Origin of the sequence: Ilyobacter polytropus DSM 2926, from assembly GCF_000165505.1 — a bacterium.
Classification (GTDB): domain Bacteria; phylum Fusobacteriota; class Fusobacteriia; order Fusobacteriales; family Fusobacteriaceae; genus Ilyobacter; species Ilyobacter polytropus.
Genome location: NC_014633.1, coordinates 515770 through 527976, shown reverse-complemented (window position 1 = coordinate 527976; position 12207 = coordinate 515770). Strand labels below are relative to the sequence as shown.

Sequence of the window (12207 nt, the reverse complement as noted above, 5' to 3'; positions counted from 1 at the left end):
TCTGAAAAAGTTCGTCTTTACTGTATAGAGGCGGACTTTTTCTTTATCTTTTATTACCTAAAAATCCCATATAATTTTACAACAAATGATAAACATTATTAAAATAACTTGGTTATGAAAATAATTATATTAAGAATTTTCACAAAGGAGAAAGCCTATGGATCTGCAGCAATTGAAATATAAAAAATTTTCTTTTGTATATATATCACGTGAAGAATGTTCTGTATGTCACGCACTTCTTCCTAAAATCAAAAAACTTTCTGAAAAATACAATCAGGCCACTTTTCAAAAGATCGACTTAAATGAATGTCCTGAGGCGGCGGGGGAATTTATGGTATTTTCAATACCGGCTCTTATTATCTATTCTAGAGGGAAAGAACTGTATAGAGGGGCCCGTTTTTTTAATCTAAGTGAGTTAGAGATAAAGTTGGACCGCTACTATGATTCTATTTTTAATTAAAGTCTTAGAAATTAAAAAAGGGACCCCTTGGGTCCCTCAATAAATAATATAGATTTGAATACTACTCAAAATTTACTTATCTTAGCAGGGAAGCTACAAAATCTTCAACTTCTTTTGCACTGCCTTTTGTTTTTTCGATTACCTTGACAATAGCACTTCCCACTATAGCTGCATCGGCATATCTGTTTACATCTTCAACCATTTTATTGTGAGATATCCCAAAACCTAAAGCCACAGGTATATCTGTATATTTTTTAATCTCAGAAACTATTTCAGAAGCTTTATTACTTATGGTATCTCTCGTACCTGTAACTCCAAATGAGGAAATACAATAAACAAATCCTGTAGCATCTTTTACAATATTTTCTATTCTATCACCTGAATTAAGAGCCACAAGTGGAATTATACTTACTGCTGCATTTTTTGGAAGTTCTTTTTGCTCTTCCATTGGCAGGTCAGGAATAATAAGGCCGTCTACACCTGTTTCCTCACATTTTTTAAGAAATTCTTCCCCACCATAATTATGTATTGTATTATAGTAGACTAAAAAAACCAAAGGTATCTGACTTTCTTTTCTTATTTTTTCTACTGCATCAAAAATCTTCTCAATGGAAATATCCTTTGACAGAGCCCTTGTAGAAGCAGCCTGAATCACAGGCCCGTCTGCTAGAGGATCTGAATATGGGATACCTATCTCTACAAGTGCTGCACCTCCACTCTCCATGCCTAGTACAAGCTCAGGAGTTTTCTCAATACATGGATCACCTGCAGTGAGATACGCTATAAGATTTTTTTCTCCTTTTTTCAGTGCATTTTCAATTCTACCCATTATAGCTCCCCCTTTTGATATACTTCTAATACTGTATTTATATCTTTATCTCCACGTCCAGATAAGTTTATTACTAAAATCTCATCTTTTGACATCTCTTTCGCTACTTTTACTGCATGAGCCACTGCATGGGCACTCTCCAATGCAGGGATAATTCCTTCTACTTCACAGAGAAGCTTGAAACCTCCTAGGGCCTCTTTATCATCTATAGGAGCATATTCTGCTCTTTTTGTATCGTATAGATAAGCATGTTCAGGTCCTACACCAGGGTAATCTAAACCGGCGGAGATAGAATGTGCAGGAGTTATATTACCCATATCGTCTTGTAAAAGATAAGTCTTCATACCATGAATAACTCCCTTACTTCCCTTTAGCATCGCAAGAGCATGTTTATCTGTGGCTTCCCCTTCCCCTGCAGCCTCTACACCGATGAGTCTAACCTCCTTGTCGTTGACAAAAGGATAGAATATACCCATAGCATTTGATCCTCCCCCTATAGCAGCTACTATAGCGTCAGGAAGTCTACCTTCTTTTTCCATTATCTGTTTCTTTGTCTCGTCTCCTATTATCCTCTGGAAATCTCTTACCATAGTCGGATAAGGATGAGGACCAACAACTGAACCTATAACATAAAATGTATCATCGATTCTGGCAACCCACTGTCTTATAGCCTCATTTGTAGCATCTTTCAAAGTTCCTGTCCCTGACGTCACAGAATTTACAGTAGCTCCTAAAAGCCTCATTCTGAAGACATTCATCTCCTGTCTTACTATGTCTTCCTCTCCCATAAATACCTCACACTCCATTCCTAGAAGTGCGGCTCCTGTGGCAGTGGCCACTCCGTGCTGTCCTGCTCCTGTTTCAGCAATGACCTTTGTTTTTCCCATTCTCTTGGCAAGAAGGAGTTGACCCATTACGTTGTTTATCTTGTGTGCACCTGTATGATTAAGGTCTTCTCTTTTTAGATATATTTTTGCTCCTCCTACTTTCTCTGTGAGAGAAGCTGCATAGTATAGAGGTGTTTCTCTTCCTACATAATCCTTTAGATAATAATTCAGTTCTTTGTTGAATTCATCGTCATTTTTATATTTTAAGTACGCTTTTTCCAAATTTTCAAGAGGCTTCATCAAAGTCTCCGGCACATACTGCCCTCCAAAATCACCAAATTTTCTATCCATGTAACCTTACCTCCCCTATAAATTTTTCCACTTTTTCTCTCGATTTACCATTATCTCCCTCTACACCTGAGCTCACATCCACAACTTGCGGTTTTACTTTTTTTGAAGCTTCGGCTACATTTTCAGGATTTAGTCCCCCTGCCAGAATTATCCTATAATTTTCTGACAACCCTTTTATATTATTCCAGTCAAATTTCTTACCACTTCCAGGGACACTAGAATCAACAAGAAAGGCATCTGCACAGTCACCATATTTTTTTATATTTTCTAGTATCTTTTCATCTCCAGTAAAACTTTTCCATACCTCATATTTTTCAAAACTTCTGCAGTATTCTGGTGTTTCCTTTCCATGGAACTGTAATATGTCAAGATTACAGGCCTTTGCAATCTCAGCAACTTTTTCAGGGCTTTCATCTACAAATACCCCTACTTTTTTTATTTTCCCATCTAGATTTTTAGAAAGTTCAGCAGCCTTTTCAAGACTTACCTGTCTTTTGGATTTGGCAAATACAAACCCGATATAATCAGGTTTAAATTCATTTACTATTTTTACATCTTCGAAATTTTTTATTCCGCATATTTTTGCCTCAGTCATTAAATTCCTCCTTTAATTCCCGGGCCAGTTTATTTATACTTTCGGATCTCATAAAGGCTTCACCTATAAGGACACCGCTTATTTTCCCATCTTTGAGTTTTTTTACATCTTCTCTTTTACTTATACCACTTTCACCTATTACCAGTACGTCTTCTGGTATATTTTTAGAAAGTTCTATGCAGTTGTTTAGATCTACATTAAAGGTCTTTAAGTCTCTGTTGTTTATTCCAATTATTTTAGCCTTTGCCTTTAGAGCTCTTTTTACTTCCTCACCGCTGTGGGCCTCTACAAGGGGCTCCATTTTCAATTCTCTAGCTATAGCAATGAAGTTCTTTAAGGTTTCATCATCTAAAATACTTACAATGAGAAGTACTGCAGAGGCTCCAAGAGTTCTAGCCTCATATATCTGAGCTTCGTCGATTATAAAGTCTTTGCATAAAGTAGGAAGTTTTGTGATCTCTGAAACTTCCTTCAGATATTTAGGATTTCCTTTGAAATACTCAACCTCTGTGAGAACAGATATTGCATCTACACAGGTGTCATATACTGCAGCTATAGCCTTGTGATCAAACATTTCCTTTATTACACCCTTAGACGGAGAAGCCTTTTTTACCTCACCTATTATAGAAAGCCCACTTTTTTTCATAGCTTCATAAAAACTCGGTGGAGTATCCATATTTTCTGCTATCTCAGCAAGTTTATTTTTATCTAGGGATAGTTTCTTTAGATATTCTTTTTTAGATTTTACAATTTCATCTAATATCATCTATTTCACCTTCTCGATAAAGCTGTTTACTGTTTCCATTACAATGCCATCATCTATAAGTTTTCCGGCTAGTTTCACACCTTCAGTTATATTTTCTGTCTTTCCATTGATAAAAAGTGCCGCTCCTGCATTTAAAAGCAGAACATCTCTTTTGGCACCTCTTTCTTTTCCCGAAAGGGCATCGATAAGGAGTTGTCTGTTTTCATCAGGATCTCCTCCTTTTATATCCTCAAGAGTGGCTCTTTTAAGTCCGAAATTTTCCGGGAATATCTCATACTCTTTTATTCTTCCGTTTTCAACTTCGACAACTCTTGTTTTACCTGTTATTGATATTTCGTCGGCTCCGTCTTCCATACCGTGGACAATAAGAGCTCTCTTACATCCCATTTTTATAAGAGCATCTGCCATATTATCCATGAGTTTTTTATCGTATACTCCTAAAAGCATGTGATTGGCCTTACCTGGATTGGCAAGAGGACCGAGAATATTAAATATTGTTCTCACACCCATAGCCTTTCTGATACCTGCCACCTGCTTCATACTGTGGTGGTATATAGGGGCAAACAAAAAGGACATTCCTGTCTCTTCCAAGGCTTTTTTCATCTTTTCTTTATTTGTAGTCAGATCCATTCCCAGGCTTTGAAGTACATCAGCACTTCCAGACTTACTAGAAACCGATCTGTTTCCATGTTTTATAACTCTTATTCCAGCTGCTGCAGCTATAAAAGCCGTTCCTGTGGATATATTGATACTGTGTATTCCGTCTCCACCTGTACCTACTGGATCAAAGGAGTTCTGGTCATTTTCAAAGGCTATGGCCCTGTCTCTCATAAAGGTGGCACCACCGATTATCTCTTGGGAGGTTTCTCCTTTTATTTTGAGGGCTGTGAGTATAGAGGCAGTCTGTACTTCAGATAATTTACCATCAAATATATCCTCCATAAGACTGTACATCTCTTTTGAAGTAAGACTATTTCCGTCCAACAATTTTCTATATACATCGCTCATTTACATCACCTCTTCCAAAAAATTTTTCATCATTTCTTTCCCTTTTGGGGTATTTATAGACTCTGGATGAAACTGCAGTCCCACCACAGGGTAGTTTTTATGTTTTACAGCCATGACCTCACCCTCATCTGTTTCTGCCAATATTTCCAAGATTTCAGGCATACTGTCTTTTTCAACAATAAGTGAATGATATCTAGCTATCTGAACATCCTGTTCTAAGCCCTTAAATATACTTTTTCCAGTATGTTTTATATAAGAAACTTTTCCATGAACAGCTTTATTGGCGATGACCACATCTCCTCCAAAAGCCTCTCCGATAGTCTGATGCCCAAGACATATTCCAAGGATAGGATATTCCTTATATAACTTTTTTACAACCTCTAGACATATACCTGCATCTTTTGGGGCCTTTGGTCCAGGCGACAATACTATTACATCTGGATTGAGTTTTCTTATCTCGTCTATTGTGATTTTGTCATTTCTCACTACTTTTATATCCCTGTGAAGCTCCCCTATAAGGTGATATAAGTTGTAGGTAAATGAATCATAATTATCTATCAAAAGTATCATCAGTTATTCCCCCCTAAAAATCTTTGTTATAGCAGCCCCTTTATTTCTACACTCCATATATTCATTTACTGGCACAGAATCCAACACTATTCCAGCTCCAGCCTGATATATATATTCCCCATTTTTATGCATAAGCGACCTTATTGTGATGCAGGTATCCATATCCCCGTTAAAGTTGATGTAACCTACTGCTCCTCCGTAAAATCCTCTTCTTTCTTTTTCAAACTCTTCTATTATTTCCATAGCCCTTATCTTTGGTGCTCCTGAAAGAGTTCCTGCAGGAAGTACTGAGGCTATTACTGAAAAGGCATCTTCCCCTTTTTTTATCTCTCCTTCGACAAGAGATACTATATGCATTACATGAGAATATTTTTTTACCTCCATATACTCTGTAACTTTTACGGTCCCAATTTCAGATACTTTTCCTATGTCGTTTCTGGCAAGGTCTACAAGCATAACGTGTTCGGCCTTTTCTTTGTCATCTGCCATGAGGTCTATCGCAAACTGCTCATCTTCCTGCTCATTTTTTCCTCTAGGTCTTGTCCCGGCAATTGGAACAGTTTTTATTATTCCCTCTTGCAGGCTTACAAGCCTCTCTGGAGAGCTACCTATAACCTGGTGAGTTCCATAATCTAAGAAAAACATATATGGAGATGGATTTATCTCTTTTAACCTTTTATAAATTTCAAAGGGATGTTTACTGCTAGTAACCCTGAATCTCTGAGACAATACTACCTGAAAAATATCTCCCTGAACTATATAATCCTTTGCTTTCTTAACTACTTCTTCAAACTCTTCCTGAGTTGTATTTCCTATTATTTCCTCACAATCGCTGTTAAGGGCTTTTATTTCAATATTATTGTCTAATGTTTTTTCTAGTTCATCGAGGAGCTCTTTTCCCTCTTTCTCATTTTCTGCTATTGCAGTAAAATACATCTCCCCTGTGTCGTGATTGATAACTGCACCCTTTTCAAAGATCATCATTACACTTTCACCTACCGTAGGATCATATGGATTTCCCATAGGAAGCTTTTCATAGTCTCTTATGATATCATAGGCTATGTTTCCATAGGCTCCACCAACATAAGGCTTAGGAGCATTTTCTACCTCTATACCGTCCAAGGCCTCTTTGATTATCTCTAGAAATCTTTTATCCTTTTTATAAGACTCCCCGTCTATTACATATTCAGTGACCCTGTCCTCAAATACCCTTTTAGGACCTCCACCTATAAATGTAAAACCGGTATCCTTTTCATCACTTTCGAAAAGTATTCCCCTATCGCCATTTGACAATTTGAGATACAGATCGTTAGTTGTAATCTCTTTTGTTATTCCCCTGAAAAAAACTTTTTTCCTCATGATTCCCCCCTATAAAAAAAGACCCACTATTCAGTCAGGTCTTTGAAAATTTGTAATAAAAAACCTGCTCCCTAGGGAACAGGTATTGCTTACAATAATTTTTCTTATAATTGTTTTGGTATATTCCAAAAAGTCCCTTTTTATGAAAGAGCAGCAAAACCTGATAATTTATTTGATTGGTCTGATATGCTATTCTTCCACCACCAAGTAAATCTCATCATGGTTTGTCCTCCTTCACTATTGTTTTGTATTAATTTACAGCTTTTTTGCCTATTAGTCAAGAGTTTTTTTCAAAATTCAATTTTCATCTTTAAAAAACCACTGTTTTTAAGGTCTGTCATGAATTAAACTCATGTTAAAAATTATATCCTCTGCCACCTTTTGGGGATCTTTTTTTCCGTCTATTTTACTTGTACATGTATTTTCATAGATTTTTTTTCTGAAAGACAACAGGTCAGACATTTTTTCAAAAGAGCAGTTTTTCAGAAGAGGTCTTGTGTTGTCAGATTTTAGCCTCTTATATACTGTCTCAGAATCCACATCGATATAATATACCTCCTGTCCCTCTAAAAGTTCCCTACTTTTTTCAAATGTTACTATACCGCCCCCGGTAGAAACAACCTGATTTTTATTTTCTATAATTTTTTTTAGGGCCTTATATTCTCTTTCTCTGAAATAGTTTTCTCCGTGCTCTTCAAACATTGAAGAAATAGACATTTCCCAATCTTTTTCTACAATGTTATCTGTATCTACAAAAGAATATCCCAATTTTTCAGAGAGAATATGACCAACTGTGCTTTTACCCGATCCCATAAAACCTATTAAAAAAATATTATTATTCATAAATCAGCCCCTATATCTGACTGCTTTTATTGATAAGAAATAAATCTGCCAATGCTATGGCCGCAGCATTTTCTACCACTACAGTAGCTCTCTTTGCTATACATGCATCATGTCGTCCGTTTATCTGCAGGGTGTCCATCTTTCCTTCTTCAAAATTAAAGGTCTCCTGGGGAATATATATACTCGGAGTCGGCTTTATGACCACTCTGAATACAACTGGATTTCCGTTGGATATCCCTCCATTTATCCCTCCATTATTGTTAGTCAATGTTTTCCCGCTGGCATCTATTATTGAGTCATTATGCTGACTTCCTTTTAACTTTACCCCTTCAAAACCTGCACCAAATTCTATACCTTTTACAGCTGGTACAGAGAAAATCATAGATGAGATATGAGATTCTACCGATCCAAAAAAAGGTTCTCCTAAGCCTACAGGAAGGTCAACTCCTGTAAACTGAACAATTCCTCCTATTGAATCTCCGTTTTCTTGAACATGTGTGAGAATCTTATCTATTTCCTTTTCAGATGCATTTCTTACATCAGTTTTCCCAACCTGTACCAACTTTGCATTGAGTTTAGAACCTGCGAGTATTTTTTTGGCAATTACTCCAGCTGCAACAAGGGCAAGGGTTAGTCTTCCTGAAAAGTGCCCTCCTCCCCTTATATCATTATTTCCATTGTACTTTTTCATTGCCACAAAATCAGAGTGTCCGGGTCTTGGCATCCTCTTAAAAAGGCTGTAATCCTTTGATCTGGTATCTCCATTTACAAAATGGATATTTATAGGGGCTCCTGTTGTATGCCCGTCACATATACCTGAAATAATTACTGGTTCGTCACTTTCTATCCTTTTGGTACTACCTGCTCCCCCTGCTTTTCTTCTAGACAAGTCTCCCATAAAGTCCTCTTTATCCACAGGAATACCAGCCGGGCAGCCGTCGATAAGGACACCTACTCCCTTTCCGTGGGACTCTCCGTATATGGATACCCTGAACATTCTACCGAAACTATTCATCCTAAAATGCCTCCTTTATTCTTCCTGCAAGTCCCTTTATCTTTCTTTTAGGAAGGGAACAAACTGCCACCCTTATACCCTTATTAACTAAAATTGTGTATATTAACTTTTCTTTTAACTTCTTCTGAATCTCTTTTTGTCTTTTACTATCTTCTACTTTGAGTGTCACAAAGAATCCCTCTTTATAAGGATAGACAGGAAGACCCACATCTTCTGCTTCCTTCATAAAAATATCTGACCTGTCTTTTAATAGTTCTATGTAAATGTTTCTTTCATTTGTTAAAGCTTCTCTTTTGTCTTTATCTAGTATGAGTCTTGCAAAGAGTTTCATTCCACCTTTAGGTATGTTTGACCATACAGCTCTGGCACTTATCTCATTTGCCCTTATAAAGTCATCTATGACTTGTTGAGACGAAGAGACGGCTACCTGTGCACCTACCCTCAAACCATAGGCTGTGAGAGTCTTTGAGATACTAAAAGCAAAAACAACCAAAAAATTTTCATTTCTGCCCTTTAGTTCTTCCATAGCCTTTGAGATCGTTTCTCTATTATTTGAAAAATCCATGTATGCTATATCGTCAAGAAGAACTACCGGTCCTTTTTTACTCAACTTATCCATGAAACTTATTAAATCATTCCATTCTTCTGACGTTAGAGAATAACCTGTAGGATTGTGGCAGGGATCATTTATTACAGCTAATAGCCTTCCCTGTTTCTCCATTATTGCCTCACATTTTGTCATAAAGGACTGCATATTAAAGCCGTCTCCGTCAAAAAGAGAATACTCTTCTGTTTCAAATCCAAATTCCTTGGCCATAAGCCAGTAAGGTCCCCATCCTATCTCTGGTAAAAGTACTGTTTCTCCTCTTCCAAGATAATTTTTAAAGGTTGTACTCACTGCCCCACTACCACCTGGTGTGGCTACTATTCCAGTTAAAAAATCTTTTTTTACTCCCTGAAACACCCATTTTTCTACAGCCTCTATAAAATCTGCTTCACCTCTAAAAGAAGCAGAATAAGAAGCCAGTTCCTTTGCATCTATATTTTTATATTCATCCCAGACACTTTTCATCGTAACAAGGTTTCCATCTTCGTCTGATAGAGAACCTAACGTTGCGTTTACAACCTTGTCTCCGTGGATTTTAACCGCATTCATGGCCTCTGCCACTACTTTAAATACAGTATCTTCTACCATTTTGTCTTTTGAATTTTCTTTCAGGAGACTTTTCATTTTATTCCCTCCGGCTTCTGATATCTACCTACAACCTTAAAGGATAGGCTGTTTTCTTTTAGTTCCTCTATAAGTTCTTCTGAGTTATCCATGTCTCCTTGGAACTCAATAAAGAAAAAATATTCCCATGGTACATTTTTTACTGGTCTTGACTTTATATTAAGCATATTGTAGCCTCGTTTACCTATGGAGTCCACAATTTTCATCAGAGAACCAGATTCATGGGGAACTGTGAGAATCAGTGCACAAGTATCTCCTGTTTTTGGTTTTTCTGAAGATATAACAATAAATTTAGTCTGATTTTGATCATTTGTATTTATGCTTTCTGCCAATATATCGAGGTTATAAAGACTAGCAGTCTCATAGCTGCCTATTGTGCCCTTTGTTTTATCTTTTTGATCACTGACATATTTTGCACTTACTGCTGTATTGTGATATGGTATCTCCTTCCATCCTCTTCCATAGAGAAATTTAGACGACTGAAGAAACCCTTGGGGATGTGAATAAACTTCCTTTATGTCACAAATTTTTGCACCCTTTATTCCCAAAAGATGCTGCTCTATTTTTAAAGAGTGTACCTTTGTTATATAACAGTTATACTTTCTCAGAAGGTCAAAAATTTCACTGATCTCACCTGTGCTTGAGTTTTCTATAGGAAGTACACCCAAATCCACTTCTTTGCTCGATACGGCTCTGAATACCTCTTCAAAAGTAAGATAAGAGTTCTCTTCGCACTTTTCAAATATCTCCCTAAGAGCTATATGTTGAAATGCTCCCTCTACACCTTGGTATGCCACCTTTGTTTTGAGACCAAGAATTTTTCTCTGATAATCCCTAGAAAGCTCCATCTGTTTTTCTAAGAGTTCTCTGTAGTATCCTCTTAAGTCTTTTTCCGGAACAAGTGACGAGGTTTTATCAAGAAGTTCTAGCTCCCTAGACCTGTCAAGAACTTCCATTCCGTTTTCCTGCTTGTAAAGTGCCACATCTTTTACTATCTCCATTCTTCTCAAATAGAGTTTTATCATCTCTTTATCTATTACCTCTATTTCATCTCTTAAAGTTTTTAAGTCTTTAATCATTATAATACCTCGGCCTTTCCGCCTAGCTGTTTAAAATGATCCCAGAAGTGAGGATAAGATTTTTTCACCGACTCTGCACCCTCTATAATTATAGCCTCTTCACACTGAGTAGAAGCTACAGCCATCGCCATTGCTATTCTGTGGTCATTCCAGCTAGATACCTTTGCTCCGCCTTTTAATTTTTTTACTCCTCTTATAATCATACCGTCTTCAGTTTCTGTTATATCGGCACCTACTTTATTTAGCTCAGTAACCATAGCGGTAATTCTGTCAGATTCCTTTATACGAAGTCTCTGAGCATTTACTATTCTTGTTTCCCCTTCACTTACTGATGCCATCACAGTTACAATAGGACCTAGGTCAGGACATTGTGAAAGGTCGATGACTGCACCTTTTGTTTTTGTAAATTCCGACGTGAGACCTTTAGTTGTATCTTTTACTATTCCACCCATTTTTGTTATTATGTCAAGGATCTCTTTATCCCCTTGAAGAGAATCTTTTTCAAGGCCTATGCAGTCTAATCCAGCTCCCAAAGTCGCTGCAACCATCCAGAATGCACCTTGCGAGTAATCTCCCTCTACACGATAATTAACAGGTTTAAACTCCTGATTTCCTTTTATATGAAACTCTTTATAGTCTTTGTTTTCGATTTCAATTCCAGATTTTTTAAGCATATCCAGAGTAAGGTCCACATATCCGATAGACTCTAAAGGTGTTGTTATCTCTATTACAGAATCTTCTTTTAATTTAGGAAGTGTATACATGAGTCCAGTTATAAACTGTGAACTCACATTTCCCTTCATCTTATATCTTCCGCCGGTAAGTTTACCCTTTATAGTCAAAGGAAGATAGTCCTTTCCTCTTTCGTACTTCACACCGAAATCGTTGAAAATATTGAAAAAAGTTGTAAGAGGTCTTTTAGCTAGCCTACCCTCACCTATGAATTTCACTTCCCCATCTGCTAACAATGAGATAGGCACAAGAAACCTTACAGTAGAACCTGATTCTCTGCAGTTAATTGTACTTTCTTTTCTTACGAGAGTTCCTGTCCCTTCTATATCTACCTCATGTTCACCCTTAGAAATACTAACCCCTAAAGCTTCCATAGCCTCTATAGTAGCCTCTATGTCGTCTGACATAATAAGATTTGTTACATTGCTCTTTCCTTTAGCCATAGCCCCTGCTATTATGGCTCTGTGAGAAAGGCTTTTTGAAGGTGGTATTATAACCTCACCATTTAACTTCCCAGGTATTATTTTGATATCCATGCTGTC

The 12207-nt window shown here is 37.1% G+C and carries 13 protein-coding genes; 1 reads left to right on the top strand and 12 read right to left on the bottom strand.

Translation table 11 applies throughout. From position 1 onward, the window contains the following. The first annotated feature begins 157 nt into the window (after window positions 1-157). On the top strand, window positions 158-460 hold the full coding sequence (locus tag ILYOP_RS12370; protein ID WP_013388837.1) for a thioredoxin family protein: 303 nt from the start codon (window positions 158-160) through the stop codon (window positions 458-460). A gap of 76 nt (window positions 461-536) precedes the next feature. Here the strand turns inward: ILYOP_RS12370 and trpA are convergent, their stop codons facing one another. The 12 genes from trpA to aroA all read right to left on the bottom strand — a co-directional run bounded on the left by trpA (window position 537) and on the right by aroA (window position 12201). Continuing rightward, on the bottom strand, window positions 537-1289 hold the full coding sequence (trpA, locus tag ILYOP_RS12365) for a tryptophan synthase subunit alpha (protein ID WP_013388836.1): 753 nt from the start codon (window positions 1287-1289) through the stop codon (window positions 537-539). Continuing rightward, complete coding sequence (trpB, locus tag ILYOP_RS12360; RefSeq protein WP_013388835.1) at window positions 1289-2467, bottom strand: tryptophan synthase subunit beta; 1179 nt, start codon at window positions 2465-2467, stop codon at window positions 1289-1291. The genes trpA and trpB overlap by 1 nt, the downstream gene beginning before the upstream one ends. Continuing rightward, window positions 2460-3062 carry a phosphoribosylanthranilate isomerase gene (locus tag ILYOP_RS12355; RefSeq protein ID WP_013388834.1) on the bottom strand — a complete coding sequence of 201 codons (603 nt, stop codon included), beginning with the start codon at window positions 3060-3062 and terminating at the stop codon, window positions 2460-2462. The genes trpB and ILYOP_RS12355 overlap by 8 nt, the downstream gene beginning before the upstream one ends. Beyond that, complete coding sequence (gene trpC, locus ILYOP_RS12350) at window positions 3055-3828, bottom strand: indole-3-glycerol phosphate synthase TrpC (RefSeq protein ID WP_013388833.1); 774 nt, start codon at window positions 3826-3828, stop codon at window positions 3055-3057. The genes ILYOP_RS12355 and trpC overlap by 8 nt, the downstream gene beginning before the upstream one ends. Continuing rightward, window positions 3829-4836, bottom strand: a complete 1008-nt coding sequence (gene trpD, locus ILYOP_RS12345) for an anthranilate phosphoribosyltransferase (RefSeq protein ID WP_013388832.1) — start codon at window positions 4834-4836, stop codon at window positions 3829-3831. After that, window positions 4837-5406: an anthranilate synthase component II gene (locus ILYOP_RS12340; protein ID WP_013388831.1), complete on the bottom strand. Its 570-nt coding sequence runs from the start codon at window positions 5404-5406 to the stop codon at window positions 4837-4839. A gap of 3 nt (window positions 5407-5409) precedes the next feature. Continuing rightward, entirely contained in the window at window positions 5410-6765 is a 1356-nt protein-coding gene (locus ILYOP_RS12335) for an anthranilate synthase component I family protein (RefSeq protein WP_013388830.1), read from the bottom strand. Window positions 6766-7092: 327 nt separating this feature from the next. Next, window positions 7093-7608, bottom strand: coding sequence for a shikimate kinase (locus ILYOP_RS12330; protein ID WP_013388829.1), 516 nt, complete (start codon window positions 7606-7608; stop codon window positions 7093-7095). A gap of 10 nt (window positions 7609-7618) precedes the next feature. Beyond that, the gene (gene aroC, locus ILYOP_RS12325) at window positions 7619-8623 is read right to left on the bottom strand and encodes a chorismate synthase (RefSeq protein WP_013388828.1); all 1005 of its coding nucleotides are present in this window, start codon (window positions 8621-8623) and stop codon (window positions 7619-7621) included. 1 nt (window position 8624) lies between these two features. Further along, window positions 8625-9854, bottom strand: a complete 1230-nt coding sequence (locus ILYOP_RS12320) for a pyridoxal phosphate-dependent aminotransferase (protein WP_013388827.1) — start codon at window positions 9852-9854, stop codon at window positions 8625-8627. Further along, the gene (locus ILYOP_RS12315; RefSeq protein WP_013388826.1) at window positions 9851-10933 is read right to left on the bottom strand and encodes a bifunctional chorismate mutase/prephenate dehydratase; all 1083 of its coding nucleotides are present in this window, start codon (window positions 10931-10933) and stop codon (window positions 9851-9853) included. The genes ILYOP_RS12320 and ILYOP_RS12315 overlap by 4 nt, the downstream gene beginning before the upstream one ends. Beyond that, window positions 10933-12201, bottom strand: coding sequence for a 3-phosphoshikimate 1-carboxyvinyltransferase (aroA, locus tag ILYOP_RS12310; protein ID WP_013388825.1), 1269 nt, complete (start codon window positions 12199-12201; stop codon window positions 10933-10935). The genes ILYOP_RS12315 and aroA overlap by 1 nt, the downstream gene beginning before the upstream one ends. Window positions 12202-12207: the final 6 nt, after the last annotated feature.